25 protein-coding genes and 3 tRNA genes are annotated in these 26,440 nt (G+C 37.5%); 11 read left to right on the top strand and 17 right to left on the bottom strand.

Annotated elements, in window-relative coordinates; all coding sequences use genetic code 11:
• The coding region (locus ACINWC743_RS05225) for an IS5 family transposase (protein WP_009584640.1) at nucleotides 1-431 on the top strand (431 nt) is incomplete at its 5' end.
• A gap of 144 nt (nucleotides 432-575) precedes the next feature.
• A complete protein-coding gene (rtcR, locus tag ACINWC743_RS05220) occupies nucleotides 576-2,186 on the top strand; it encodes an RNA repair transcriptional activator RtcR (RefSeq protein ID WP_009584654.1) in 1,611 nt (536 codons plus the stop codon).
• A gap of 41 nt (nucleotides 2,187-2,227) precedes the next feature.
• On the opposite strand, the gene ACINWC743_RS05215 is transcribed toward rtcR, so the two are convergent.
• Nucleotides 2,228-2,860 carry an alpha/beta hydrolase gene (locus tag ACINWC743_RS05215; protein ID WP_009584649.1) on the bottom strand — a complete coding sequence of 211 codons (633 nt, stop codon included), beginning with the start codon at nucleotides 2,858-2,860 and terminating at the stop codon, nucleotides 2,228-2,230.
• Between the two features lie 125 nt (nucleotides 2,861-2,985).
• Here ACINWC743_RS05215 and yaaA point away from each other — a divergent pair, with 125 nt between their 5' ends.
• Nucleotides 2,986-3,765 carry a peroxide stress protein YaaA gene (gene yaaA / locus ACINWC743_RS05210; RefSeq protein WP_009584646.1) on the top strand — a complete coding sequence of 260 codons (780 nt, stop codon included), beginning with the start codon at nucleotides 2,986-2,988 and terminating at the stop codon, nucleotides 3,763-3,765.
• A gap of 31 nt (nucleotides 3,766-3,796) precedes the next feature.
• Here the strand turns inward: yaaA and ACINWC743_RS05205 are convergent, their stop codons facing one another.
• Nucleotides 3,797-4,375, bottom strand: coding sequence for a hypothetical protein (locus tag ACINWC743_RS05205; RefSeq protein ID WP_009584657.1), 579 nt, complete (start codon nucleotides 4,373-4,375; stop codon nucleotides 3,797-3,799).
• A 57-nt stretch (nucleotides 4,376-4,432) separates the two neighbouring features.
• On the opposite strand from ACINWC743_RS05205, the gene ACINWC743_RS05200 reads away from it, so the two are divergent.
• A complete protein-coding gene (locus tag ACINWC743_RS05200) occupies nucleotides 4,433-5,077 on the top strand; it encodes a hypothetical protein (RefSeq protein WP_009584653.1) in 645 nt (214 codons plus the stop codon).
• A 121-nt stretch (nucleotides 5,078-5,198) separates the two neighbouring features.
• Nucleotides 5,199-5,858 carry a hypothetical protein gene (locus ACINWC743_RS05195; protein ID WP_009584651.1) on the top strand — a complete coding sequence of 220 codons (660 nt, stop codon included), beginning with the start codon at nucleotides 5,199-5,201 and terminating at the stop codon, nucleotides 5,856-5,858.
• A gap of 34 nt (nucleotides 5,859-5,892) precedes the next feature.
• Here the strand turns inward: ACINWC743_RS05195 and ACINWC743_RS05190 are convergent, their stop codons facing one another.
• Both ACINWC743_RS05190 and ACINWC743_RS05185 read right to left on the bottom strand, forming a co-directional pair.
• Complete coding sequence (locus ACINWC743_RS05190) at nucleotides 5,893-6,330, bottom strand: PaaI family thioesterase (RefSeq protein ID WP_009584642.1); 438 nt, start codon at nucleotides 6,328-6,330, stop codon at nucleotides 5,893-5,895.
• Between the two features lie 99 nt (nucleotides 6,331-6,429).
• The gene (locus ACINWC743_RS05185) at nucleotides 6,430-6,675 is read right to left on the bottom strand and encodes a hypothetical protein (RefSeq protein ID WP_009584645.1); all 246 of its coding nucleotides are present in this window, start codon (nucleotides 6,673-6,675) and stop codon (nucleotides 6,430-6,432) included.
• A gap of 179 nt (nucleotides 6,676-6,854) precedes the next feature.
• Here ACINWC743_RS05185 and ACINWC743_RS05180 point away from each other — a divergent pair, with 179 nt between their 5' ends.
• Nucleotides 6,855-7,271 (top strand): GFA family protein, encoded by a 417-nt coding sequence (locus tag ACINWC743_RS05180; protein WP_009584655.1) that lies wholly within the window; start codon nucleotides 6,855-6,857, stop codon nucleotides 7,269-7,271.
• A 90-nt stretch (nucleotides 7,272-7,361) separates the two neighbouring features.
• Here the strand turns inward: ACINWC743_RS05180 and ACINWC743_RS05175 are convergent, their stop codons facing one another.
• From ACINWC743_RS05175 to ACINWC743_RS05150, 6 genes are all read right to left on the bottom strand, one after another.
• Entirely contained in the window at nucleotides 7,362-9,374 is a 2,013-nt protein-coding gene (locus ACINWC743_RS05175) for a lipase family alpha/beta hydrolase (RefSeq protein ID WP_009584652.1), read from the bottom strand.
• Between the two features lie 103 nt (nucleotides 9,375-9,477).
• Nucleotides 9,478-10,404 carry an ABUW_2363 family tetratricopeptide repeat lipoprotein gene (locus tag ACINWC743_RS05170; protein WP_005032249.1) on the bottom strand — a complete coding sequence of 309 codons (927 nt, stop codon included), beginning with the start codon at nucleotides 10,402-10,404 and terminating at the stop codon, nucleotides 9,478-9,480.
• A 235-nt stretch (nucleotides 10,405-10,639) separates the two neighbouring features.
• Nucleotides 10,640-11,464 carry a serine O-acetyltransferase gene (gene cysE / locus ACINWC743_RS05165; protein WP_009584659.1) on the bottom strand — a complete coding sequence of 275 codons (825 nt, stop codon included), beginning with the start codon at nucleotides 11,462-11,464 and terminating at the stop codon, nucleotides 10,640-10,642.
• On the bottom strand, nucleotides 11,464-12,297 hold the full coding sequence (locus ACINWC743_RS05160; RefSeq protein ID WP_005032245.1) for an RNA methyltransferase: 834 nt from the start codon (nucleotides 12,295-12,297) through the stop codon (nucleotides 11,464-11,466). The genes cysE and ACINWC743_RS05160 overlap by 1 nt, the downstream gene beginning before the upstream one ends.
• Before the next feature lie 39 nt (nucleotides 12,298-12,336).
• Complete coding sequence (gene dnaE, locus ACINWC743_RS05155) at nucleotides 12,337-15,909, bottom strand: DNA polymerase III subunit alpha (RefSeq protein WP_009584643.1); 3,573 nt, start codon at nucleotides 15,907-15,909, stop codon at nucleotides 12,337-12,339.
• A 319-nt stretch (nucleotides 15,910-16,228) separates the two neighbouring features.
• Complete coding sequence (locus ACINWC743_RS05150) at nucleotides 16,229-17,101, bottom strand: ATP-binding protein (protein ID WP_004824480.1); 873 nt, start codon at nucleotides 17,099-17,101, stop codon at nucleotides 16,229-16,231.
• Between the two features lie 199 nt (nucleotides 17,102-17,300).
• On the opposite strand from ACINWC743_RS05150, the gene ACINWC743_RS05145 reads away from it, so the two are divergent.
• The 5 genes from ACINWC743_RS05145 (at nucleotide 17,301) to ACINWC743_RS05125 (ending at nucleotide 20,051) form a co-directional block, all read left to right on the top strand.
• Nucleotides 17,301-18,812, top strand: a complete 1,512-nt coding sequence (locus ACINWC743_RS05145) for a DUF3336 domain-containing protein (RefSeq protein ID WP_009584647.1) — start codon at nucleotides 17,301-17,303, stop codon at nucleotides 18,810-18,812.
• Entirely contained in the window at nucleotides 18,809-19,621 is an 813-nt protein-coding gene (locus tag ACINWC743_RS05140) for a protein kinase domain-containing protein (protein ID WP_009584650.1), read from the top strand. Before ACINWC743_RS05145 ends, ACINWC743_RS05140 begins: the two co-directional genes overlap by 4 nt.
• Nucleotides 19,622-19,729: 108 nt before the next feature.
• A tRNA-Leu gene (locus tag ACINWC743_RS05135) sits at nucleotides 19,730-19,814 on the top strand.
• Nucleotides 19,815-19,855: 41 nt separating this feature from the next.
• Nucleotides 19,856-19,929 (top strand) — tRNA-Trp (locus tag ACINWC743_RS05130).
• Nucleotides 19,930-19,966: 37 nt separating this feature from the next.
• Nucleotides 19,967-20,051, top strand: a tRNA-Leu gene (locus ACINWC743_RS05125).
• 142 nt (nucleotides 20,052-20,193) lie between these two features.
• Here the strand turns inward: ACINWC743_RS05125 and ACINWC743_RS05120 are convergent.
• The 7 genes from ACINWC743_RS05120 to ACINWC743_RS05090 form a co-directional block, all read right to left on the bottom strand.
• On the bottom strand, nucleotides 20,194-20,397 hold the full coding sequence (locus ACINWC743_RS05120) for a hypothetical protein (RefSeq protein WP_004719296.1): 204 nt from the start codon (nucleotides 20,395-20,397) through the stop codon (nucleotides 20,194-20,196).
• A gap of 398 nt (nucleotides 20,398-20,795) precedes the next feature.
• A complete protein-coding gene (locus ACINWC743_RS24775) occupies nucleotides 20,796-20,990 on the bottom strand; it encodes a hypothetical protein (RefSeq protein ID WP_009584648.1) in 195 nt (64 codons plus the stop codon).
• A 493-nt stretch (nucleotides 20,991-21,483) separates the two neighbouring features.
• On the bottom strand, nucleotides 21,484-22,218 hold the full coding sequence (gloB, locus tag ACINWC743_RS05110) for a hydroxyacylglutathione hydrolase (RefSeq protein WP_005032230.1): 735 nt from the start codon (nucleotides 22,216-22,218) through the stop codon (nucleotides 21,484-21,486).
• A gap of 191 nt (nucleotides 22,219-22,409) precedes the next feature.
• A complete protein-coding gene (locus tag ACINWC743_RS05105; RefSeq protein ID WP_009584658.1) occupies nucleotides 22,410-23,039 on the bottom strand; it encodes a hypothetical protein in 630 nt (209 codons plus the stop codon).
• A 159-nt stretch (nucleotides 23,040-23,198) separates the two neighbouring features.
• Nucleotides 23,199-23,894 (bottom strand): methionine ABC transporter permease, encoded by a 696-nt coding sequence (locus tag ACINWC743_RS05100; RefSeq protein WP_009584644.1) that lies wholly within the window; start codon nucleotides 23,892-23,894, stop codon nucleotides 23,199-23,201.
• Nucleotides 23,891-24,916: a methionine ABC transporter ATP-binding protein gene (locus ACINWC743_RS05095; RefSeq protein WP_009584641.1), complete on the bottom strand. Its 1,026-nt coding sequence runs from the start codon at nucleotides 24,914-24,916 to the stop codon at nucleotides 23,891-23,893. The genes ACINWC743_RS05100 and ACINWC743_RS05095 overlap by 4 nt, the downstream gene beginning before the upstream one ends.
• A 75-nt stretch (nucleotides 24,917-24,991) precedes the next feature.
• A complete protein-coding gene (locus ACINWC743_RS05090) occupies nucleotides 24,992-25,864 on the bottom strand; it encodes a MetQ/NlpA family ABC transporter substrate-binding protein (protein WP_004824470.1) in 873 nt (290 codons plus the stop codon).
• Nucleotides 25,865-26,440 lie beyond the last annotated feature (576 nt).

Here is a 26,440-nt window from a genome sequence, read left to right as displayed (position 1 = left end):
ATCAGGCAATCTCTAAAAGTGCAGGAGGAAACTCCTCCAAAATACATTTAGTTGTAGATTCAAATGGTAATCCTATTGATTTCATTATTACTGATGGAACCACGCATGATGTTAAAGTCGCACCTGATTTAATTTCAAAACTCGATTTAAATGAGGTAGAGGTTGTATGTGGAGATAAAGGTTACGATTCAGAGCCATTAAGAGAGCAGATTAGAGCAACTAGAACAAAAGCGAATATACCTAAAAAATCCAATAGCCAATCAAACAATGACCATATGGATTGGTATTTATATAAAATCAGGCACTTAGTAGAAAATATGTTCTGTAGATTAAAGCAATTTCGAGGAATAGCCACTCGATACGACAAGTTAAAACGGAACTATGAAAGTTCTATTGCATTAGCTTGTATATTTTTATGGCTCCCATTGTAGGTTAAATTATGAACCCTAAATGTCAACAGACCCTAGTGATTTTTAAAAAATATTAGGCTCAATACAGCGAATAATATTTGCTTATTGATAAAATAAAACTATGATTTAGACAAGATATATAAATTTTTATAGATTTATAGAAATATGCAAAAATTTAAAAAAAAAGTTGTAATTGGTTTTGTTGGTTCTACCTTAGATCAAGGAAAAAAGCCCGAACGATGGCAACGATGGCGTCCTACGATAAGTCTGTTGATGCATGATGATTTAGTTGTTGATGAGTTGGTGCTATTACATGATCGACGTAATGCCAGCTTGATTGCGCATTTACAGCAAGACGCCTTTGAAATTTCCCCACAGACCAAAATCACAGGACACAAAGTCAATATTCGAGATCCTTGGGATTTCTCGGATATGTATGGAGCACTCTACGATTTTGTAAAATCCTATCCTTTTGATACCGATAATAATCATTATTTACTGCATATTACGACAGGTACACATGTCGCTCAGATCTGCTGGTATCTCTTGATTGATGCGCACTATTTGCCTGCAAAACTCATTCAAAGCTCACCCACAGGGAAACAGCAACCTGAAGGTGAATATCGCATCATTGATTTGGACTTGTCGCGGTATGCAGCATTAACACAGCGTTTTGAACATGAGCAATCCGAAAATTGGCAACAGTTAAAAGCCAATATTGCGACAAAAAATAAAGGTTTTAATCAACTCATTCAAGAGGTTGAATTGGTTGCCACCCGTTCAAGCGCACCGATTTTAATTATGGGTGCAACTGGTGTGGGCAAATCACATTTGGCCAAGCAAATTTATCAACTGAAAAAGGAAAAATTTCATCTCGCTGGTCGATTTATTGACGTGAACTGTGCAACTTTGGTGGGTGATAGTGCAATGTCCACTTTATTTGGTCATCACAAAGGCGCATTTACCGGGGCGATTGCAGCACGTACTGGTTATTTAAAAAGTGCGGATAACGGCATCTTATTTCTCGATGAAATTGGTGAATTAGGACTGGATGAACAAGCAATGTTACTTAAGGCATTGGAAGATAAATCTTTCTTCCCTGTGGGAAGTGATAAAGAAGTTCAAGCTGATTTTCAATTGATTGCTGGGACTAATCGAGATTTACGTGAAGAAGTTAGAGCAGGTCGCTTTCGAGAAGATTTATGGGCACGCTTAAATACATGGACATTCTTCTTACCCAGTCTAAAAGATCGTGTTGAAGATATTGAACCAAATATCACATTTGAATTACAGCGCTTTGCTACTGCACATCAACGACAATTGCGCTTTCATAGTGATGCACTTGAAAAATACTTAAAATTTGCTCAATCAGTAGAGGCAATTTGGCAAGGCAACTTTCGAGATCTTACTGCAAGCGTGACTCGAATGGCGACATTGGCAAATGGGGAGCGGATTGGCTTAAACGAAGTAAATACTGAAATTCAACGGCTTCAACGTATTTGGAATATCTCTGAGCAAGAAAAGGGCAACAAGCCTTCTATATTGACAGATATTTTAACCCGTGAACAAATAGCGCAAATTGATGAGTTTGATCGTATTCAGTTACAAGGAGTCATCGAAATATGCCAAAAGTCGAAATCCATGGCAGACGCAGGACGGCGATTATTTTCTGTATCACGTGAGCAGAGGCAAAGTACCAATGACAGTGATCGTGTGAAAAAGTATTTAGCGAAATTTGGGTTACAGTGGGATGATATAAACATATCAATAAGGTGAGTGAACCACCTTATTGATTTCATTTTTTCTGTAATACTGCTTTAAGGCACTAATAAGAAACGTGAAATTGCAACACGTAATTGTTTTAAATAACCTGTAAAGAAATGGTTAGCGCCCGGAAGAACGGTGATCAAATGGCGTTGTGGTTTTGCCCATTCAATTAAATCACTGAGTTTAGTGGTCGGGTCTGCTTCACCATGAACAAAGAGAATATCGCCTTTGATCGGTGGTGTAACATAATGGCGTAGACCATCAACTGTAGAAGTTGGCAAACCACATAAAATCATTTGTTTGGGTTTAATTTCGTCAGGTAAGGCATGATAGGCTTTTGCCATCACATGCGCACCAAAACTAAATCCGCCAACATAGAAAGGTAGACTTTTGTGTAATTGTCTAACGTATTTGATGACATCTAAAATGTCTTCAGTTTCGGCAAAACCTTCATCATGGACACCATCACTTTGTCCTGAACCTCGAAAGCTTGGACGATAAACGACACAACCTTGTTCGTTGAGAATTTGTGCAAGTAAAGCTGGAACTTTATGTTGAGGGGTACCACCTTGAAGTGGGTGAGGATGACAAACGACAGCAAATCCTTTTACTTCGCCCACAGGATAGTCAACAAAAACTTCGATTTTGCCAACCGAACCTTGAATGAACAGTTGTTCGGACATAATTTAAACGATCATAAAGCAGGGAAGTGATATAGTTTACCGATTCTGCTCACAGAAAACATGAATTGGAATTAAAATATTCCGACTGTTATAGTTTGATTAGTTATTTTTTGATCAGGAAGACCATGCTCGCCTTAATTTCCCCTGCTAAGACGCTAGATTACGAAACCGCACTGCCGACTGATAGCCACACTTTACCAAGACTATTAGACCAATCTCAACAGCTTATAGACCTAAGTCGTAAACTATCTGCATCCGATATTGCTCGTTTAATGCATGTTAGTGAGAAGATTGCCAATTTAAATGTTGAACGTTTCCGTGATTGGAATGCTGATTTTGATTTTTCTAATGCTCGACAAGCCATTTTTGCATTTAAAGGCGATGTATACACTGGGCTAGATGCTTATAGTTTGTCGCAAGATGATTTAAAGTTTGCACAAGATCATTTGCGTAGTCTTTCAGGATTATATGGTTTATTGCGTCCATTGGATTTAATGATGCCATATCGTTTAGAAATGGGCATTAAACTTGCCAATGAGCGTGGTCATAATCTTTATGATTTTTGGGGAGAACGCATCACTCAACTCATCAATGAAGACTTGCAGAAAAGTAATTCAAAGTTGTTGGTGAATATCGCTTCTGATGAATATTATAAATCAGTTAAGGAAGCAAAAATTCAGGCAGATATCATTAAACCTGTATTTTTAGATCAGAAAAATGGTCAGTATAAAGTGATCAGCTTCTATGCCAAAAAAGCACGTGGCTTAATGGCACGCTATATCATACAAAATCAATTGGAAAAATTAGATGATTTAAAATCATTTAATCTGGACGGTTATTATTTTGATGCTGAAAGTTCATTGAAAGGTGAGCTTGTATTCAAGCGTGATGAGCAAACTGCTTAAAAGATCATTGATTTTGAGAATTGGCTTAGCATTAAGCCAATTCACGTTCAAAAATACGATATACATTACCTAAAGAATTCACCACCATGATTTGAATAAAATCAAATGCATTTGCCTTAAGCTGATCTACTGAAATAATTTCCCCTGAAATGAGTTCAATTTCCCCAACTGGATTGGCTAAACTCTCGATTTCTTCAATGTCATTGTAGTCAATATTGTGATAAACCTTTACGATGACATTAAAAACAGTTTGATCGTCCTGATCTTTATATTCATGTATTGATGGTCGGTTAGTTAGTTGTTCATTGGTAAACTCATCGCAAAACATCGGGTCATAACCATGTCGTGCCCCATCAAAAAGTAATATTTCTTCGTTGCTGTCAATATCGACCGCATAAATCAATTCAGGTGCAAAATCTGTCCCACAAATGAGCCGATATTCTTCAAACAGTTCACCATAATATTTAATTTTAAATCGCTTATTCTGTGTAGAAGATTGTATTTGTCCTCGCCATTCGATCTCCATTAGGTCATTAAAATAAGCCTCATGTTGATAAGTGACAAAATGATTTAAATGTGTAGGTGCTGAAAATTTTGATTTATTGATCATGTGATTACAGCCAAAAATGTTGTATTAATAGATAAAAGTAGCATGTATCCTATACATATGATCATAGATAGCACTGAAAATATCGTCAATTTATTCCGTAAATATTGGCTTGAGTTTACCCAAAAAGCCGAGATGTCTAAAGTACAAGATAATCTTTTGTATGAAGTTTTATTGCGTGCTTATACTGAGCCTCAACGGCATTATCATACACTGCAACATATTGTGGAATGTCTGAATTTATTTCATCAAGTGAAGGCTTACTTAGACGATCCTACGGCTGTTGAGTTGGCGATTTGGTTTCATGATGTGGTGTATAACCCTCAAGCCATAGACAATGAAGTGCAAAGTACTGAACTTATGTTAAAGCTCTGTCAGAATACGTTTAAACAGTCTGTTGTTGAAAAAGCGTATCAATGGATTATTGCAACTCAAAAGCATCAGCCCTCTCAAGAAGATGATCTTAATTATTTATTGGATATTGATCTGGCGATTTTGGGGAGCTCTGAGGCACGTTTTCTGCAATATGAACAGCAGATTCGATTAGAGTATGCATGGGTAGAACAAGAGCTTTATCAAGTAAAAAGGGCAGAAGTGCTACAGCATTTTTATCTCATGCAACCTTTGTATCAGACTGAATATTTTAGAGCGCATTTGGAAGAAAGTGCTAAAATGAATTTATCTAAATCTTTATCATCTTTATAAATAATGGCTTATTGGTAAAAAATGATATGTCAAAAAATCAAAATGATATTGTCAACGTAAATTGCGATTCGGCATCTTTATTCAATATCAAATATATAGAAACACTGAATGAGAGAATATTTTGAAAATTTTAAATCTTGTTGTACTGAGCAGTATCTTATTTTTGACGGCTTGTCAGAAACATAAGCAATCTCAAGAAGATATAAAAACACAACAGCAGTCGATTGATTCTCAAGCAGTCGCAAGTCAAGTGGAAAGCGAACCTGAAGTAGAAATCCCACCGACTGTTTCAGAGCCTAAAAAGAACGCCAATACTTCAACTATTACTTATCCAGAAGCCTTGATTAAACAAGTGACTGAGGCAGAACAACGCTGTCAAACACCTGAAAAACAAGATTTGAACAGTATCATAAAGATAGTCGATTTAATGGGGGATGAACAACCAGAATATATCTATGAACCTGATTCAATTTATTGTATTGAGGATGGGGTATTTAGAGGTCATGGTGGTGATCAACTGGTGATCTATCAATCTAAAGATGGTAAAAGCATTCAAGAGATTTTTAACAGCACTGTTTTTTCATATCAAGTTTTAGAGCATCAACCCAAGGCGATCGTGCAAATCGAAGTGGGTGGTGGCTATTGCGGTCAAAATATGGATGAAATCAGTCGAGCCGAAGCAATCATGTGTCAACGTAATTTAGAATGGGATGATGCATCTAAGCAACTTAAAATGGGTAAAATCCAATTGATAGAGAAGCAGCAGGCTGATGCAGAATAAGTGCTATTCATGATGAATAGCACAACTGATTCGTTTATGGACGAATAATCATACAGGTCGCTGTGGCATGTGCATATAACTTGCCATCTTCATCGACCAGTTTTGCCTCAGAAATTGCCAGATTTTTACTTGAATTAATGACTTGACCAATGGCAAGTAATTCTTTGTCTTTCGGGACAGGGCGGCACATTTTTACATTTAAATCGATGGTGCCATAGCCAACACCTGCCTCCAATGTGGTATGTATCGCACAGCCTGTTGCTGAATCTAATGCGGTAGCAGCAAAACCACCATGTACGCCACCTAAAGGATTTAAATGGCGTTGATCCGCTTTGACTTTAAAACAGGCATAACCTGGGGCGATTTCATGTAAATCCATCGGTATTGTTTCACTGATGGATGCTCTTGGAATATCCCCATTTGCCATGGCTTGTAAAAATTCTAGTCCAGTCATTTCTTGTAGCTGTTTCATCACTTCGTCCTATTATTAAAGTTCTAAAAAGGAACTTAAATATCAAAATAAAATGCTTGATGATGGCTGTCAAATATTTTTGGAAAAAGGAATAATTTTTTAGTATTCGATATCGTAAAATTTTTCGATATGATCGGATTTGTGCAGTATTTTTAACGCTATTTTTTCACCTGTTGCCCATGTTGCAACCGATTGACTTAAATCCACATCAATAATATCTAATTCTTTACACAAGGTCTGATGGCTTTCAATCACAATAAACTGTGGTGATTGAGTTTTTAGACATTTTGCAATATACCGTTGAATATGATGAAGCTTATAAACATCTATAATCTTATAACGCATAGTTTTCCAACTATTCTATTTAAATTGTAGTGATTATTAATCTAGAGCTAATTATGTTAGTTTTCAATTATAATTAGATTACAAAATTCAGATTTGTATAAAAAATCTATGCTTCACCATAACATCAACAGTTAAATATAGTACCGTAACTGGAAATTTCTAAAAACAAGGATATACCTATGAAAGGGCAATGTGTCTGTGGAAAAACAACATTCAATGTGGAATTAAAAAATCATGATGTACATGCTTGTCATTGCTCAATTTGTCGCAGACAAACCAGCGGTGTGATCATGACCCTTGATGTCGAACAGGGCGGATTAAACTTTATTAACAATGATCATTTAAGTATTTATGATTCGTCAGAATGGGGCGAGCGTGGTTTTTGCAATGCTTGTGGGACCAATTTATTTTGGCGTACTAAAGATCAAAGCTACTGTAATATCAATGCTTTTGCTTTAGATGAACAACCACAAGATATTCATTTTGATATGGAAATTTATATCGACAATAAACCCGCTTTTTATAATTTTGAAAATCAGACCAAAAAGCTGACTGAGGCTGAAGTTGTCGCCTTATTTACAGGAAATGGTGAATAATTTTTTTGTAGTTTGTTTTCGTCAAAAAAAATTTTAAACGCATACTCGTTAAAAACGCCAGTCAATTTGACTGGCGTTTTACTATATTTCTTAGGGTTTATATATACCAAGTTCAATCAGATGTAATCTTAAAATACGGCGAAGTTCTAATACTGCTTCAGGTGTCTCTTGAATTGAATGTCCACCTTTGATGATTACTTCAGAAGCGGCACCATCAAGGTGTGAACTGGTATAAGGAACGACACCATCAGTCATGACTTTGGGGTCTTTACTGTCCGTAATATTGCCCATGATTGAATGATAGACCATTGCTTTTTTAGGCATTACATTTTCAGTTAATTGGGTAAATTTGGAATTATGGCTTAGATCACTTGGTCCATTCTGAATAATTCCATGACCTACATCTTTTAGAAAGTTTTTCGCATTTAGATCACGTTCATCAATCGAGTCCGCTAAAGCGCCGAGAAACGCGCCTGGTAGTTTGATAATGCGACGAGCAGCCAATGTAAACCATCGGTCAGCAAATGCTGTACCACGGTGAGGTGCTGAAATAAAAATGGCACGATCAAAGTTGGGTACTGATTGAATGGTTAAACGTGCTTTAAAGATCGGATCATCTTTGAATTTATCAAACTTGCGGTTATTCAGCATTTTTAATGCAGGCTGAGTGAGATCAGCATCACTGACCAATAGGCGTGCGATAATGCCACCCATACTGTGCCCAATCAATACGGCATCTTTTGCTGAGGCTGATTTTTGGTCAATTGAGGCAAAGCTTTGATTGATGATCGCATTGATTTGATAACGACTTTCTAAAATTGGCATATTGGTTGAGTAGAAAATTTGCCAAACCTGATAGTGTTCGCGGAGGACATTGTCTCCCATAATATCGTTGGTTAGTTGAATCCATGCTTCTGGGCTACTGGCTAAACCATGCACCAATACAATGACTTTCTTATTGGGGTTATAGGGTTCAAGCATGTATAAGTGTGGCATGGTCAAGCTTTGATCGCGATCAATTAAGCTAAGATATGCAGCGATTCCTAAATTATTTTGTGCAAGCCATAAACCATATGGTGCAGAAAAATTAGCTGCAAGCGGGTATTGTTTACCACCAATTTTAATATTTTCGACACTATAAGGATCATAAATATTTAACTGGAAATTTGGGCTATGCAAGATGTTCTGCAATGATTCATTGGCATTTTCAGGTTGAGCCGCAATACTCACCGATAAATAACGTGGTTGGTGAATATTGGGATTTATGCCATGTTTATATTGGTATTCAAACGGATTGACAATATATTTGTTTTCTTCAGGGGCATCAGTTTTCGGTAAAATCGCAACAAACTCTGCGCCGAAACCATCTCTACGGTTGATCGAGCGTAAACCTGAAAAGTTTAGATTGTAACTGGAGACGAGATCTTCTAACTCTGTATTGGCAATTGCAGGATAGCCATTAAAATTGATGCGGTATGTACTTGTTCCCACTTTGATTTGTTTGGCGACTTTTTGATTTTTATGTCGTGTCGCATAGGTGGAAATGAGCTTTGCCAATGCCTGATTGTAAAAATCACGTATTTGAACCTGTCGGTTATTGAAAATACGATCTTGGGGTTGGCGTTCTGTCTTAAATAAATAAGCATAACTATAACGAATGCTGTTATCCAACATGACCATTTGTTGGTCTAAACATTGTTCATAATTTTTCTGGGTGCTTTGCTGCTTTTCTGTAGATTGATGCTTAGAAAATACGCTGATTTTACAATTGGATGAGTCAGCTAAATTAATTGCTTTAGTCAGATAGATTTCGCTGGCTGTAGACAGCAATTGTTCATCTTGAATCTGTGGGATTTTAGCCAAATCTGCAACACATTTTTCAGGTTCTTCTGCACATGATTTTGCTTCACGACCCGTCATGGAGAGCACATTTAAACTTGCCTCACTCATTTTGGAGCGTGTTAAAATGCTATCACGCTCATTGGCGATCGTAACATTAACCTTTTGATTTTTTACACTTACAACCTGACATCCAGAGAAAATCAATGGGCTGATGGCTAAAACATAGAGCAAAATTTTATTTTTTGAGTTTTGCATAAACATTAACGAGATCAATCTTTTCTGAATAATACGATAGTTTTCTAGAATTTCAATTTATAAGCAAAAAAATAGACTGAATGCTCAGTCTATTTTTTCAGCCTAGAAATTATTTCGCGAGAGCTGGGTTTTTCATCACTTGCCAAACATTATAACGACCTTGTTTTTCAATTTCTTGAATCAAGCGATCAGCAACTTCTGCTTCTTCTGGGTATTTCACTTTATAGTTTTTCAAAGTTTGGACAGCATTTTTCTTTTGTTCCATACCAATATAATTATTGGCAGAAGATAGATAAGCCTCTTGGACACCAGCTTTCATTGCTTTGTCTAAATATGGCATCGCTTCTTTTTGACCGCCACCTTCAGATAAAGAGAAACCAAACCATAAGTTTGCCTCTGGATCTTCTTTATTGATCTTCAGGATACGTTGTGCATAATCCAATGATTTGGTTGTATAAGAAGAACCAAGGTCAAGGTTACGCCCGAGAATACTGGCTTTAAATGCACGAATCAGAATATCAAAAGAAGCATTCGGTGCAGCAGCAAGTTGGTCGAGTTGAGTAGACACTTCTTTTAATTTGCCTTCAAAACCTTTACGTTCTTTACGGTCGCTAAATTGTGGTGGGTAATGACGCGCTTTACCTTCAACCATTTGCAAGAAATCATCAATCGCCGTAATGTCAATTTCATTGCTACCTGCTAAAACAGCATATTTCATAGCACGTTGCGAGCTGTTCACTGTAGGTACAATTAATTTATTGGTATCCAGTACAATTTTTTGATTTGGATTCGCTGGATCGGTCACTTCTAGTTTATTGACAGGTTGGGCAGCAGCTTTTTTCAATTCAAGTTCAAAAACAGGGGGTTGCGTGTAGTCGAATGGATTTAATGCATAAAAGGGTGGTGATAATTCTGGTTCAGTATAAATGAAAGGCTCATTTGCATCTATTTTGTTACTTTGTTTGGTCGGTGTAATAGAACACGCAGTAAGTAATGATGTTGCGAGCAATGCATATGCCAAAGGCTTAATCGTCATGTGTTTCTTCCATTAATTTATATTAAAAAAACTGCATGCGCATCAGTCTATGAAAAGACGTCTGAACATGCAACTTGATTTAGTTCGTATTATTAAAAATTATACATGAGGATTTGTTGTCAATTCGTCATGAAATTTAAAAACAACGCTAGTATTTGGTTATTTTATGCTGAATTTTAGACTACAACGCAAACCATTTAGCCAACATCAACAGATTAGAAAATATCAATATGCCCTAAGCTTTTGAAGACGTTTTTTGTGCTTCACATTCGCGTCTAACTTCTTCAATGATTTTGATTTCTTCATCGCTTAAAGGTTGTTCTATCGTTTGTTGTAAATTAAATGTTGGATCTAAAATCGATAGGCGTGTACATAAACTATGGATACGTTGTTCGTTTTGTTCAAGCCGATCTAGCAACACGCGCATACCTTCAAGCATTGGGTCGGGTTGTTCTTGAGTTGCTGCATAGGCTTGGAACTCAGTATTTTCAACGGTATTGGCAACTTGCTCAGGACAACGCGGTTCTGCGGTTGTAATAACTTCTTTGTCTTTAGTAATAAAGCGAGCAGGGTTGCCTACGGCTGTTGCACCATCAGGAACTGCTTTAGTAACTACTGCATTTGAACCAACCTTGGCATTTTTACCTACCACAAATGGACCCAAGATTTTTGCTCCGGCACCTACGACTACACCATCGGCAAGTGTTGGGTGGCGCTTACCAGTATTCCATGTTGTACCACCGAGCGTAACGCCATGATACAAGGTCACATCATCTCCAATTTCAGCAGTTTCACCGATAACCACACCCATGCCATGATCGATAAAGAAACGTTTGCCGATCTTAGCACCGGGATGAATTTCAATTCCTGTTGCAAAACGACTGAAAGAAGACAAAATTCTGGCTGAAGTTTTACAATCTTTTTCCCATAATTCATGAGCGATACGATGCATAATTAATGCATGTATGCCTGGGTATGTGGTTAAAACTTCAAATGTATTTCGCGCAGCAGGATCTCGCGCAAATACAGCTTGGATGTCTTCTTTAAGCTGTTTTAGCATTAGTTTTGATCCTCATGTTTTGACTTTTTCCATGTACCATTATTTAGGGCTTGAACTCGGCTAAAAATGCCCCTTAATAAATGATATTCCATCTTATCTAATTGTATACGCCCAAATAATCGACGCAACCGTAAAGGAAGAAGACGTGGGTTTTTAGGGTCTAAAAATTCAATTTCAGCCAACATTTTTTCGATGTGGGGATAAAATTGTTCCATCTGTTCATGTGTGACCAGTGGTTCATCCCAGTGCATATCAGTTGAGTCTGTTACTTGCATCACGGCTTGCGTATCAACAGTTTTCTCTGCCAGTGCCAAGGTCGCCATACGCATTTCATAGCAGATCACTTGAATAGCTTGAGCGACATTCAATACGCCATAATCACTATTTACAGGAATTGTGACATGGTAGTTTGCTAGTGCAAGTTCTTCATTGGTCAGTCCACGGTCTTCTCGACCAAAAACGACAGCAACCTCCTGTTGATTGTGAATCACAGACTGCATTGATTTTTCTGCGGCAGGGCGAGCATCTAACAACGGCCATGGAATAGTACGGCTACGTGCGCTGGTACCAAACACTAAATGGCAGTCTTTGATTGCATCTTCTAGGCATTCTACAATTTCAATCTGTTCGATTAAATCTGTTGCGCCTGCTGCCAAAGCGTCAATATCTGGATGTGGATAAGTTTTAGGTGCGACTAAAACCAATTTAGATAATCCCATTGTTTTCATTGCACGTAAGGCGCTACCAATATTTGCAGGCAGTGTGGTATTGACCATCACAATACGTACATGACTTAAATGCTGTGAAATCACAGCATTGTCAAAAATGTCCATTGATGTTCCAAAAATTAAATAAAGAGAAGATAGGGGATGTTAGGAGTATTGACTTGCATCAGCGAGATACTCATCCATTGCATCATCCATGCTCATATTGTCTGGAGGTGGTGCAACTTGAGTAGGTTGTGCCAATTCACGATGGTCAACTGCCTTAGCCGCCTTAGATTTGACATGGTATTCAATATGAATCGACTCCTTACCAAAATAGTCTCGTAATTTTGATAAGAGTTCATCTAAAGGTGCAACTTTCCATTGTTGTCCAAAATGCAAATCAGCCGTTGCATAATCATAGTCCAGTAAAATGTGTATAGGGATATGTTGGCACATATCTACATTGCAAAATGGCAGTAAAATTTTTTGAATATCTGAGGCTAAGGTTTTGCTGATGACTTCTGGGTTTAATTTAATCGCAATATTATTGGCACGTTTTTGACGAATTTCATTGAGTGTAAACGCTTTGGTTAAGCGCCCCATTGGACGATCAAAGCCTTCTCGTTCATAGATTTCACCTTCAATCACCACCACTTTTTCATTCTGAATGATATCTTTAAAGCGTTGGAAACGCTCATGATTGGAGGAAACTTCGATACGAGCTGTACCATCATCCAATGTTATGACCATACGATTGGGGAAGTTAGCCACATCGACCACTAAGCCGGCAAACACTGTAGTTACACCACGACGTGTTGGTGTCAGTTCATTAATCTTATGAGGGATAAATGCTTTTAACTCAGGACGATATACATCAATTGGGTGACCAGTCAGGTATAAGCCAAGCGTATCTTTTTCACCTTTTAAGCGTACCTCATCTGACCACGCTTTCACAGGCTTGGCTGGTTTACGTTGAACTTCTTCAACTTCACCAAACAGATCCATAATGCCTGTTTCACGGTTTGATCGGGCTTGTTCTGCTGCTTGAACAGCTTCGGGAAGTTGAGCCATTAAGCTCGAACGTTCAATACCTAAACAATCCAGTGCGCCTGCACGGATTAAGGCTTCCAAGGTTCGTTTATTGATTTTTTTCAAATCTACACGGTGGCAAAAATCAAATAAATCTTTGTATGGACCATCTTGTTCACGTGAGTCAATCACGGACTGCATGGCTTGTTCACCGACACCTTTAATTGCACCTAAACCATAAATAATGGTTGTCGCATCACTGGCATAGAACTGATAGAACGACATATTCACAGATGGAGGCAATACAACTAAATTGTTGATTCGACAGTCATCAATTAAAAATACAATATTATCAGTATTTTGCATTTCAGAAGACATGACCGCAGCCATAAACTCCGAAGGGTAATGTGCTTTTAACCAAGCGGTTTGATAGGCAACTAAAGCATAGGCTGCCGCATGTGATTTGTTAAAACCATAACCTGCGAATTTTTCCATATAGTCAAAGATATGGTTTGCGGTAGCCTCATCAATATCCTTTTTCGCAGCACCTTCAATGAAGGTGGCACGTTGCTTGACCATTTCCTCGACTTTCTTTTTACCCATTGCACGACGAAGTAAGTCTGCACCACCGAGGGTATAGCCTGCACAAAACTGTGCTGCTTGCATAACCTGTTCTTGGTAGACCATAATCCCATAAGTCGGTTCAAGTACACCTTCGAGCAGCGGGTGTAAATATTCAAATTCACCGCCATGCATACGATGAATAAAGTCAGGAATTAGATCCATAGGACCTGGGCGATATAAAGAAACGAAGGCAATAATTTCTTCAAATTTACTCGGGCGAGCTTCTTTGAGCATTTTTTTCATGCCCACGGATTCAAACTGAAACACCGCTGTTGTATTTGCATCAGCAAAAACAGCATAAGCTTTTGGATCATCCAAAATAATATTTGAAATGTTTAATGGTTGATCCGATTGAATTCGCTTATTGATATTTTGAACTGCATCTTCAATTACAGTAAGGTTACGTAGCCCCAAGAAGTCGAATTTAACTAAGCCTGCCGCTTCGACATCATCTTTATCGAATTGTGCAACTCGACCCGTACCGTCAGCTTCACAGAGGATTGCTGAATAATCAGTAATCTTGGTGGGTGCAATCACTACACCACCAGCGTGTTTACCTGTATTTCGGGTAATACCTTCAAGCTTAAGCGCCATTTCCCAAATTTCAGCAGCATCGTCATAATCTGGATTGGATGGATTGGTGACGATGTCTTTGAGTTGAGGTTCTGCTTCAATAGATTCTTCTAAAGTTAAACCTAAAGGTTTTGTTGGAATCATTTTGGAAATACGATCTGCCAAACCGTAAGATTTTCCTAAAACTCGAGCGACATCTCGAATTGCACCTTTAGCCGCCATGGTACCGAATGTCGCAATTTGCGATACAGCATCACGACCGTAGTGGCGTGCCACATAGTCAATAACTTTATCTCGCCCTGCGATACAGAAATCAATATCAAAGTCGGGCATGGATACCCGTTCTGGATTTAAGAAGCGTTCGAAGAGTAGATCATAACGAAGTGGATCTAAGTCGGTGATTTTTAAACTATATGCAACCAGTGAGCCTGCACCCGAACCACGTCCCGGACCAACTGGAACACCATTGTTTTTTGACCATTGAATGAAGTCCATGACGATTAAAAAATAACCAGGAAAATCCATTTTGTTAATGATGCCCAACTCATAAGCCAGTCGCTCATCATAAGGTTTACGAATTTCCGCCCAATCTTCATTTCGTGTTTCAACAGGATAAAGAAAGTCTAAACGTTCTTCTAAACCAATTTCAGACAGATGCTCGAAATAGGAGTGAATGGTGTGACCTTCAGGAATCGGATAATCAGGCAGGTCATGGAAGCCTAAACGCAGAGAGACTGTGCAACGTTTTGCAATTTGCAGTGTATTTTCAATAGCACTTGGAAGATCAGCAAATAGTTCAATCATCTCAGCAGATGTTTTAAAATATTGTTCAGGACTATAGTTTTTTGGACGTTTATTGTCACCTAACACATATCCATCGGCAATACAGACACGCGCTTCATGCGCTTCATAATCTTCTGCGGTGATAAAATGCACATCATTGTGTGCAACCACACCAATCTTATATTTTGCGGCAAGTTTAACGGCTTCTTGATTGAAGTCTTCTTCAAGTGGACGACCTGTTCGAGTTAGCGCCAAATAGACCCGATTGCCAAATTTTTCAATCCACTGCTCAAGTAAAGGTTCAGCTTTTTCTGGGTATGCTGAACAGAGCATTTCCCCAACATCACTGTGTAGACCTAATAGAACAATGATATCTTCGGATTGTTCAAGTATCCATTGCTTTTGAATACATGGAATTGAAAGTTGTTGACCTTCAATAAAACCTCGAGAAACGATTTCTGTCAGTCCACGCCAACCTTTATTGGTCATTGCAAGCAGGGTTGCTTTATGGTTGGCATCATTGAGACGAATCACACTGCCGAAAATAGGCTTAATGCCTTTACCTAATGCTTTATTATAAAACTTGACTGCGGCATGCAGGTTAGAGAGGTCAGTGATGGCTAAAGCAGGCATTTCATCAGATGCAGCAGCTTTAATCAGATCAGGTATACGTACAATCGATTCGGTAATCGAAAATTCGGTATGAATACCAAGATGAACAAACTGCATAGACCAATCCTATATGAAACTGCGTGCTATTTTATCACGCCTAAACTACGATGTGCTGAAATATCATCAGCTGACGAAATTAGTAGTGGAATTTTAAATGATTGAAATATATATAGAATATAATGTTTTAATATATTTGATATTCAATTGCATGTAATTCCAACAATTCTGATATGTAACATGTTGCAGTTGAATATGTTGAAATACACGTGTTGCTAAAACATGATTTGTTTTCAGTAAAGAACAACATAATCAACAAAATACCCTGATATTCGAATCAGGGTATTGGTTGGCAAATACTTGAAAGACAGGATAAAGATTAGACTGATTTTAATCGCTCAGAACCAATCCAGTGCTTAGAAAACTGATATGCGGCACGTCCTGAACGTTGTCCACGCGCTTGACACCATCTCAGTGCTTCAGCGCGAACTTCCTCGCCAAAGGGCATGGATTCTTTTTTAAGATAATGTTCAACAATTTCCAAATAAAGATTCTGATCCATGGGATAAAATGACAGCCACATTCCAAAGCGATCAGATAAAGAAATCTTTTCTTCAATGGCTTCTTGAGGGTGGAGTTCTTTATATTGAGGTACATCGACTTTGGTAACGGGGGTGTTCTCGTGCATAAACTCCGGCAATAAATGACGACGATTACTGGTTGCATAGATCACAAAGTTACTCGAACCGGACTGTAAAGAACCATCTAAGACACTTTTTAAACTACGATAATTTTCATCTTCAGCATTAAATGCCAAATCATCACAATAAACGATAAATTTTTCAGGACGATTTTGGATAATTTTTTGAATTTCTGGAAGATCTGATAAGTCATCACGTTCAATTTCAATTAAACGTAAACCTTGTTCAGAATACTGAGTTAACAAGGAGCGTACAATAGAAGACTTCCCAGTACCACGCGATCCTGTCAGTAGGATATCATTTGCAGGTAATCCATGCAGGAACTGTTCGGTATTTTGTAAAATTTTGGCTTTTTGCCTTTCGATTCCTTTAAGATCATCTAGGTGAATGGCTTTGGGATTGTAAATGGCTTTGAGTTGTTGATCATGCCATCGAAAAGCAACTGCCGAAAAGTCAGGTTCTTGTTTGGTTTTAGGTAAAAATTGCTGTAATTGATCAAGAACTTGAGATAATTTTTGGATGATATTGTCTGGTAAATCTAAAGTTGCCATATCCGTTCGCTATTTTCAGAAATTACAAAGTATGGATGATATTAGCACAGTAATTTTATTGAGCTCATCTCAATTGGTGATTATTGGCGTTGATTGCCAAAAAATTAAATGACTTGTGGTAATTGATTATCTGCTTATTTTTAAGCATAGTTTACAGATGAGTCTTCATCCTCGGGTTGAAATCAAAGGAAAATTAGAAATGCTATTAGAACTCACTCAGGATTTAAATCCGCACCAAGCCTATCGAATCAAAAAATTAAAGCGAAAACTTGAACATGCGGAGAATTACGAAGAGTGGAAGTCGATTGCATTAAAACTAGATGAAGAAACCGGTGCGCAAGAATGGAAATTTGACAATGGGTCTCCTTATTTTGATGCTGAGATCATTTCACATCGTTTAAACCTTTTGCGACGTTATCGACAGCAAAATCGTACACATGACTTGATGTATATCCTCAGAGAAGGATTTAGTCACGATGTTGCAAATATTGGGCATCCAATGTTGTTCGCACATACCTATGTTGGGACTAAAAAAATCATTGAAGACTATATAGATGAAGTGAGTAACAGTTTGGCATTTATCGCTTCTGAAAGTTGCCATTCATTATGTTTAAACAGTAAACGAGATTTTTTTAAAAACTGTGAAAAAGCCTATGGTCAACCTGCACTGATGTTTTCAGGTGGTGCGACATTAGGTTTATTTCATAGTGGTGTATGCAAAGCACTTATGGAACAAGATTTGATGCCAAAGGTACTTTCTGGTTCAAGTGCTGGAGCGATCATGACTGCGCTGTTGGGTGTCAATGAACCAGTAGAAATTCCAAATCTTTTGTCAGGTGATCAGTTCTATAGTGAGGCTTTTCATTTTCGTAGTTTTAAAGAATTAATTAAAGGCAATGGTGGTTTTGCAGATGTGCGTTATCTGAAAAAGTTTTTGATTGAAAACTTAGGTGATGTAACTTTTGAAGAAGCTTTTGAAAAATCTGGTTTAGACATTAACGTTACTGTTGCACCATATGATGTATCTCAAGAAGATGCACGGATTATGAATAAATATACTTCACCAGATTTATTGGTATGGAGTGCGGTGTTGGCTTCTTGTGCAGTACCGATTTTATTTCCGCCAGTCCGTTTAATCAGCAAACGTTATGATGGTGTTCATACGCCGTATTTAGCCAATACGCGTTGGGTTGATGGTAGTGTACGCAGTGATTTTCCTCAAGAACGTCTGTCTCGTTTATATAATTTAAATTATACCATTGCCAGTCAAGTAAATCCGCATATTGTACCCTTTATGCAGAACGATGAAGAACGCTATCGTAAAGATCTATTGAGTTGGCCACAACGTATCGTTCGGATGCAAGGACGAATGGCGGCAATGGGGATTATGGATTTTGCTCGTGGTCGAATGGGGCGTATACCTTCAATGAGACGTCTGCTTGATCATGGTTATGGCGTGATTGACCAACGCTATTATGGTGATGTGAATATCATTGGAAATTATAGCCTGCGTCATTATAGTTATATGTTGCAAAATCCACGCCCTCATTTATTTAAGTTATTGCAAAGAGAAGGGGAGCGGGCTACATGGCCGAAGATCTCGAGTATCGAAACACATGCCCGTATTGGTAAGACAATTCAACACTGTCTGGAAGTGCTGAACCATTCTATAAATCATTCTCAAGCTGTTGGGCAGCTATCGGAAGTATGAGCCAAAACAAAATTATTCTTCCAGTCGCATCAAATTCAATTCAAAGTCAAAAATTTGGTCGCCGTGTTTATCAGCTTAAACAGGGCGATCAATTTTTTTGGCTAAAGCTACAAATAAAAAATATCAATCAGGATTATGAGCAAAGTTTTTTAAACGAGTTAAATTGTTATACACAATTAAATGCTTTAGAGACACCAACTCATAAGGTGCTGTGCGATTTTTCAATCATTGATCCGTATCTACAATTTCAGTTAGATGAAGCGATAATTGAACAAGCGATCTGGATTAAAGATACTGAGCTTCTGTTTAAACCTGTGAGTGATCAATTCCCCCAAGAAGATGTCTACGGTAAATTGATGTCGAGCTTGGAGGTGCTGGAAAACTTGCATAACTATGGTTTTATACATGGTGATTTAAAACTTCAGCACTTTCGCTCTCAACAACAGCGCAGTTATCTGATCGACTTTGAGCAAGCTTGCAGTATTGAGCAAAATCGCTATGGATTAAAGCCGATAATAACTGCAACGCCTCGTTATATGGCACCGGAATTATTTCACGCACAACAAAAAACGTTTCAATCTGATATTTACGCATTGGGCATTATTTGGTTGGAATGGTTAACACAGCGACGTTTGTCTGCAAAAAGCTATCAAGACTGGGCAATTTTGCATTGCCAAAAGCTGAATGTGTGTTTGCCAGATCGTTTTAAATATTTAGAGTGCATTTTAAAAAGTATGTTGAACAAAAAAAATGAGCAACGTTGCTCAAATATTTATCAAATAAAACAAGTATTAAGCCAAATTGTTTAAACAAAAAGCAGTATTTGCAGCTTTTGTTTTTTATTTAAACAATCGAGTGGTTTTTTCGAAAAAAGGGCTTGTCATAACAAAACGATCTCTATAATATACACAGCCATTGGGGACGTGGCGAAATTGGTAGACGCACTGGATTTAGGTTCCAGCGCCGCAAGGTGTGAGAGTTCGAGTCTCTCCGTCCCCACCAAGCAATTCATTTTGTGGCATCAAAACAAAATGAAATGTAATAGAGGATTGGTGTAATGGTAGCATGACGGTCTCCAAAACCGTTCGTCAAGGTTCGAATCCTTGATCCTCTGCCAACTTATTTTAAACTATATTCGTATAGTTGTTTTATCCGGGGACGTGGCGAAATTGGTAGACGCACTGGATTTAGGTTCCAGCGCAGCGATGCGTGAGAGTTCGAGTCTCTCCGTCCCCACCATATTCGAAAAAGCATGATTTTTATCATGCTTTTTTATTGCCTGTAATTTTATATTTAAGGCAATAAAAAAGACCAAATCAAAAAACAATTTGGTCTTTTTCAGAGAGACTTCATTAAATATTAAAAATAATAGAGACTTGAATTAAGCTTTTAAGTGATCCTCAAATTCTTCACCCAGTTGCATTGCCAAATTATTACCAGATAAATCACAAGTCACTAAACCATATTCTTTTTTAAAACTGAAAGTAAATCCTTTACCATCCGCTAAGTTTTTGACTGAATAGCCTAATTTTTCTAACCAAATACGAAATGCAATTAAATTTTTTGCCTTAACAACTTTTTTCACAGAAGATCTCCTTAATTCCTGCCTACAAATTTAATAGGGATGACCTTTAAACTTTTAAAGGGGGAATTTGTTGAATTTTATTTTTTATATCAATATTTGAGCACTTTGAGAAATGACGCTTTTGTATCAATGCGTATTTTTTTGCTATCAGTATGAATATAATATGAATAGTTGTTAAAATACTAAAATAAAACAAATGGTTAGATTTATTATTGAAACATGTTTGTAATATTTTGATGCAAAGTTATGGTTTTTTAAAAGCAGAAATTTTCTCATTCTCGTTGCTTTAAATGTAAGTAAATTTAACAGAAATAGAGGGGATTCAGCTTATATTGAATGATATTGTTGTAAGAATTCTAAAATATCGCCAAAAAACTGTGTTTGATCAACTCCAAGTGTCATGAGATGTCCTGTATTGGAATAATTCTTAATCTTTTTTTAGTAAAATTCACATGATCATAAATTGTCTGAGCACTCGATTGATAGAGTGCATCATCAAGTTCTCCATATAATAAAAAAATCGGTGCTATTACCGACGCAGTGTCTTTAATTGTCGTCTGAATGAGCTGTTGAAGTGTTTGAAGCTGGTTCATCGATTTTTTTGCTCAGTCTAGTGAGTTGAGCGTTGTCTTGTTATTTAGAAACAGATTAAGGTAGTTGTTATATTGCTCTAGGTGTTTAAAAAGATCATTTACTTTTCATTCTAGTGGTGCAGACATGCTAATGCATGCAGAGACAGGGAACTTTTCACTGAGTTCAAGGGATAATATCGCGCCTAAAGATACACCGATGACAGCAATTTTCTCATAACCTTGTTGCCTTAAGAATTGATAAGCCTTATGGCTATCCTATAACCAATCTGTTGAGGTGTAATTTAAAAAATCATCAATCGCTAAGCCATGTCCTGAATAGGAAGCTGTGTAACATGTGTAGCTATATTGATGCAGAAATTCTGCCAATGCTTTCATATCTCGCACAGCACTGGTATAGGCGTGTAGTCACAATACTGCGCATTGAGAGGCTGGTAAAAAAAATAGGTTTGGGTTGGCTTAGCTTGAATATGCAAGTTTGGCTCAGTATAACGCGTTAAAAATTATCTTTAAGCGCCCGAATTCGAGCAAATTCTTCAGCACTTTCAACACGTAAAAATGGATTGGTTTCAAGTTCGATTTCAATGCTGCTGGGTAAGGTAATTTTTCCTTGTTGTCTCAGGTGTTTAATTTCTTCTGCTCGTTGTTGAATGGCGCGATTCTCAGGTTCAATGTGTAAAGCAAATTGTGCATTTGAAAGAGTATATTCATGGGTGCAATATACTTGAGTTCTTGGTGGGAGCGCTGCAAGGCGATTGAGCGAATGATAAAACTGTTCTGGCGTTCCTTCAAACATGCGACCGCAACCCATAGCAAAAAGCGTATCTCCACAAAATACGCTATCAAGCGCATCTATGAAGTAAACAATGTGTCCTAAGGTGTGTCCTGGTACCGCGATAATATCAATTTTGACACCATGGAATTCAAATTGATCATCATGTTGTAGTGGGTGAGTTATAAAGGGGATATGACTTAGTTCTTCACGTGGTCCATATACAGGAATATTGCGATTCGCAATCAGTTCTGGAACACCACCAATATGATCTTTATGCCAGTGTGTGAGCCAGATTTGCTCTAAATTAAGTTGCTGTTCTTTACAATAATCCTCAACCAATGATGCTTCAGTCGGATCAATCGCAATAACATTATGGCTTTGTTGGTGTTCGATAAGCCAAATATAGTTTTGTAATTGGTTTTTAACATCGATGACGTGAATTTTAAATTGCATCATTGTATTCCCTGTATACGCTGACTTAAATTTAATATCAAATTCACTCAATAGACAAGTTGGAAAGTCACTAAATCATCTCGCTAAGCATGCATTAAAGCAGGGAGTGAGAATGAGAAAGTAGGCTGTTGGTTGATCTGAAGGATTTCAATTGTCAAGCATAGCCAATCAATGATCAGCTATGCTAAGTCAACTTAACAAGCCATTCCTTGGTTGATTTCAAGTTTATTTAGCTTACCGTTTTTGAAATCAAAATGGACATAGGCGGTATAACCTATTTCAAATTCGGTGGATTTTTTTAAATATTGTTTCGCTTCAGCACTGGTTAAAATCAGAACATCTGTGCCGTTCTTTGCGCTGTTTGGAAAATCTTTTTTAAATTGATTGAGTGTGTATTGATGGGTGATGGCTTGGTTATTCACGAAAATACTGTCATTGATGTTCTGACTATTTGACCAAGATAACCAAACACGCCCTTTGGTTGTTCCCAGTTGTTGAAAGTTTTGTTTATTTTTATAAAAACTGTCAGATTTAATTTGTGGGTTGTCTTCAGCAAATATTTCAAATTTCAAATTTTTTCCAGATGGTGTAGAGGTTGAATATTCATAGTTTCCTGTACATTCTGCGTACTCTTTGGTGATCTTTTGACTATTTTTCCCTAATAATTTGTCAACTTGTACTGCACTAATTGCTTGATTGAGTTCTATTCCATTTACTTTTACTGTTGTGGTGTAATCTTCGGAACCATGTGCAAAACTTCCCATCGTAAAAAGAAAAAGTGTTGATATAAGTGTTCGATTAAATATTTGGTTAAGTTTATTCATTTTAAAGACGCCTTAAATTTTCCATAACTTACTTAGTTATGAGTGTTTGATCAAGAGACTAGCGAGTAAGGACTAACTTTTATAGGGTTCAATTCAAATTATACTGAGTGCAATCAAAAAAATACCCTCAAGGTAGAGGGTATGATTTCAGAATCACGATTATCTCAGTTTAGATAACCAATTTCCTAAGCTTTGAACAATTTGGACTAGAACCAACAATACAATAACAGTGAGATAGACCACACTTTGGTCAAAGCGTTGATAACCATAAGAAATAGCTAAATCACCAATACCGCCAGCACCAACGGCCCCTGCCATAGCAGTTGCACCAATCAAACTGATCGTCGCTGTGGTTAGACTCAGGATCAGAGAACTGCGTGATTCTGGAATGATAAATTTAAAAATAATCTGCCAAGGAGATGCACCCATTGCTTGAGCTGATTCAATAATTCCTTCATTTACTTCGAGTAGCGACGTTTCCACTAAGCGTCCAATATATGGACCAACATAAATCGTTAACGGAACGATTGCTGCCCATGTTCCGATGGTAGTACCCACCAGTGCTTTTGTCAGTGGGAATACAGCAATAAGCAGGATAATGAAGGGTAGTGAGCGTAAAGCATTTACAATCGGGTTCAGAATTTGATAAACGGTACGATTCGGCAGAATACCATTTGGGCGAGTAACCAATAAGATAATGGCTTGAATAAAGCCCCAGATTGTACCGAACAACATCGCAAAGAAAACCATTTGTAGAGTTTCTTGCATTGCTGTAACAAATTGGTCAATGCTGAGTGAACTTTTCCAAAAGGGAGCGGTCAAAGTTGTTAGCCACTGTACAATGAGCTCTCTCATACTCGCACTCCTGACTGTTCAACTTTTACACCATTTCTTTCAAAAAATTCGATCGTCTGACGAATATTTTCTGCATCACCGAGAAGCTGAATAAACATTTGACCGATCACTGAACCATTAATTTCAGTCATATTGGCAAACAATATATTCAAACTGACATCAAATTGTTTAATTGCAGCTTGAACGACAGTTTCCTGAGCAGACGTGCCAAGGAATTGTAGGCTGTAAATACTTTTATGATTTTGATTTTCTAAATTATTTAAAATATTTACAGGCAATTGTTGCTGTAAAACAGTCTGTATGAAGTTTTTTGTCGTAGGATGTTGTGGTTGGCTAAAGATTTCAAGAGTTGAACCCGTTTCGATGACTTTCCCTTGTTCCATGACAGCCACATAGTCACATACAGATTCGATGACATCCATTTCGTGGGTAACCATCACCACAGTAATCCCTTGTTCCTGATTAATTTTTTTAAGCAAAGCAAGCACAGATTTTGTGGTTTGTGGATCGAGTGCAGAAGTTGCCTCATCACAAAGCAAAATTTTTGGATGATTTGCCAAGGCACGAGCAATACCGACACGTTGTTTTTGACCACCTGAAAGCTCATCGGGATACGCATCTTTTTTATGCTTTAAGTCAATAAACTCAAGCAACTCATTTAGGCGTTTTTCACGTTCAGACTTGTTTACGCCCAATAATTTCAGAGGCATTTCAATGTTGTCTGCCACTGTTTTGGTTTGTAGTAAATTAAAATGCTGAAAGATCATCCCGATGTTTGCACGTTCTTGACGTAATGTACGTGCATCAAGTGCTGTAAAGTCTTTTTGATTGATAATGACCTGACCTTCATTGGGGCGCTCAAGCAGGTTAATCAAGCGGATTAAGGTACTTTTACCAGCGCCACTATAGCCAATAATGCCAAAAATACTGCCCGCAGGAATTTTCAGATTAATCTGATCCAGCGCACGTATGGTCTGACCTTTTAACTCATAGTGTTTTGAAATGTTTTTAAATTCAATCATATCGTCAAAAACTATACTAAAAAGAAAAAACAGGCAAAGTCGCTTTGCCTGTTTTGTTTATAAGCCATTATAAGACTATTTTGCTTCTGTAAGGTAGCTTACTGGTTTATTCACATCCACTTTAGTACCACCAAAGTGTTCTTGAACATATTTACCAACAGCTGCAACATGATATAACTCACCCACTTTTTTCAAGATAGGATCGTCTTTACGCGCATCAGCTACCGCTAATACATTGACATTCATTTTGGTGGTTTGGTCTACTGGTTCATAGTAAATTGAATCTTTAAGTACATTTAAACCACCTTCCATTGCGAGCGTGTTGCCTAAAACAATCGCATCAACTTCATCTTTAGCACGAACCGCAGTTGCCATTTGAATTGGTTTGATCACGATTTTTTTAGTATTTTCTGTGATGTCAGCAGGTGTACCTTTAACAAGATCAAAGCCATCTTTTAATTTGATTAACCCAGCAGATTGAAGCAACAATAAAGCACGTGATTCGTTTGCACCATCGTTAGGAATCGCAATCGTTGCACCATTTGCGAACGCTTCAACTTTTTTAACTTTGCTAGAGTAGATCCCCATTGGCTCTAAATAAGTTGTAGAGATCGGTGCAATTTTTTCTTTGTTAGAATCATTGAAAGCCACAAGGTAAGCGTACGATTGAAAAGCATTAATATCGACTTCTTTGTTGGCAACAGCAGTGTTCATTGCAACATAGTCAGTGAAATTTTTAACTTCAAGCTTAATTCCTGCTTGTTTGGTTTCAGGAAGTGTTGCGATATAACGCCAAATATCTGCATCCGAACCCGTTGAAGCCATAGTTACGACTTGTTCTTTTCCTGCATCTGCTTGAGCAGTGTCATTTTTTGGAGCTTCTTGTTTTCCACAAGCAGAAAGGGTAAGCACAGATGCGCTGAGTAAAACGCCAAACAGCTTTTTCATGAATCAGTCCTAAGTAGGAAATGCAATCGAATTGAGTCCCTTGCATTCTCGATGGTTTAAATCGAATTTTTAACATCTTTGAAAATAAATAATGCGCTGACGTACATGTCGTATTGCGCTATCTATGATCTTTACATTTGGGAATTAGAGTGAAGTTTTAAAGGAATTTTAATTGTTTAAAACTGCCCCTAAAGATTGATTAATCATATCAATAAATCAATGTTATACATAGTGGTTGTTTTTTAACAATGTATCATGCTGCATCAGATTAAATATCAATTTTTTTATTAATTTATGAGGTAAAACAATCGCTTTTGTTGAATTTTTTCATAACGTTGTTTAAATTTTATGCTTATTCATTATATATAAATTTTTTAGGATTTTTTATCTCAATTTTAGATATAGGAATTTAATAGGAATAGCCAAAACAAAGGGAGTATTCAAGATATTTTTATATCTCGTGCTTAGGGTCTGTTGACATTTAGGGTTCATAATTTAACCTACAAGGGGAGCCATAAAAATATACAAGCTAATGCAACAGAACTTTCATAGTTCCGTTTTAACTTGTCGTATCGA

The organism is Acinetobacter sp. WC-743, assembly GCF_000335555.1.
Taxonomy (GTDB): domain Bacteria; phylum Pseudomonadota; class Gammaproteobacteria; order Pseudomonadales; family Moraxellaceae; genus Acinetobacter; species Acinetobacter bereziniae.
This window is presented reverse-complemented; position numbering and strand designations above follow the sequence as displayed.

Bases quoted from the DNA above. Each gene is read 5' to 3' on its own strand.
- rtcR (WP_009584654.1), top strand. From the start codon at position 576: ATGCAAAAATTTAAAAAAAAAGTTGTAATTGGTTTTGTTGGTTCTACC.
- ACINWC743_RS05215 (WP_009584649.1), bottom strand. From the start codon at position 2,860: ATGTCCGAACAACTGTTCATTCAAGGTTCGGTTGGCAAAATCGAAGTT.
- yaaA (WP_009584646.1), top strand. From the start codon at position 2,986: ATGCTCGCCTTAATTTCCCCTGCTAAGACGCTAGATTACGAAACCGCA.
- ACINWC743_RS05205 (WP_009584657.1), bottom strand. From the start codon at position 4,375: ATGATCAATAAATCAAAATTTTCAGCACCTACACATTTAAATCATTTT.
- ACINWC743_RS05200 (WP_009584653.1), top strand. From the start codon at position 4,433: ATGATCATAGATAGCACTGAAAATATCGTCAATTTATTCCGTAAATAT.
- ACINWC743_RS05190 (WP_009584642.1), bottom strand. From the start codon at position 6,330: ATGAAACAGCTACAAGAAATGACTGGACTAGAATTTTTACAAGCCATG.
- ACINWC743_RS05185 (WP_009584645.1), bottom strand. From the start codon at position 6,675: ATGCGTTATAAGATTATAGATGTTTATAAGCTTCATCATATTCAACGG.
- ACINWC743_RS05180 (WP_009584655.1), top strand. From the start codon at position 6,855: ATGAAAGGGCAATGTGTCTGTGGAAAAACAACATTCAATGTGGAATTA.
- ACINWC743_RS05175 (WP_009584652.1), bottom strand. From the start codon at position 9,374: ATGTTTATGCAAAACTCAAAAAATAAAATTTTGCTCTATGTTTTAGCC.
- ACINWC743_RS05170 (WP_005032249.1), bottom strand. From the start codon at position 10,404: ATGACGATTAAGCCTTTGGCATATGCATTGCTCGCAACATCATTACTT.
- cysE (WP_009584659.1), bottom strand. From the start codon at position 11,464: ATGCTAAAACAGCTTAAAGAAGACATCCAAGCTGTATTTGCGCGAGAT.
- ACINWC743_RS05160 (WP_005032245.1), bottom strand. From the start codon at position 12,297: ATGGACATTTTTGACAATGCTGTGATTTCACAGCATTTAAGTCATGTA.
- dnaE (WP_009584643.1), bottom strand. From the start codon at position 15,909: ATGCAGTTTGTTCATCTTGGTATTCATACCGAATTTTCGATTACCGAA.
- ACINWC743_RS05150 (WP_004824480.1), bottom strand. From the start codon at position 17,101: ATGGCAACTTTAGATTTACCAGACAATATCATCCAAAAATTATCTCAA.
- ACINWC743_RS05145 (WP_009584647.1), top strand. From the start codon at position 17,301: ATGCTATTAGAACTCACTCAGGATTTAAATCCGCACCAAGCCTATCGA.
- ACINWC743_RS05140 (WP_009584650.1), top strand. From the start codon at position 18,809: ATGAGCCAAAACAAAATTATTCTTCCAGTCGCATCAAATTCAATTCAA.
- ACINWC743_RS24775 (WP_009584648.1), bottom strand. From the start codon at position 20,990: ATGAACCAGCTTCAAACACTTCAACAGCTCATTCAGACGACAATTAAA.
- gloB (WP_005032230.1), bottom strand. From the start codon at position 22,218: ATGATGCAATTTAAAATTCACGTCATCGATGTTAAAAACCAATTACAA.
- ACINWC743_RS05105 (WP_009584658.1), bottom strand. From the start codon at position 23,039: ATGAATAAACTTAACCAAATATTTAATCGAACACTTATATCAACACTT.
- ACINWC743_RS05100 (WP_009584644.1), bottom strand. From the start codon at position 23,894: ATGAGAGAGCTCATTGTACAGTGGCTAACAACTTTGACCGCTCCCTTT.
- ACINWC743_RS05095 (WP_009584641.1), bottom strand. From the start codon at position 24,916: ATGATTGAATTTAAAAACATTTCAAAACACTATGAGTTAAAAGGTCAG.
- ACINWC743_RS05090 (WP_004824470.1), bottom strand. From the start codon at position 25,864: ATGAAAAAGCTGTTTGGCGTTTTACTCAGCGCATCTGTGCTTACCCTT.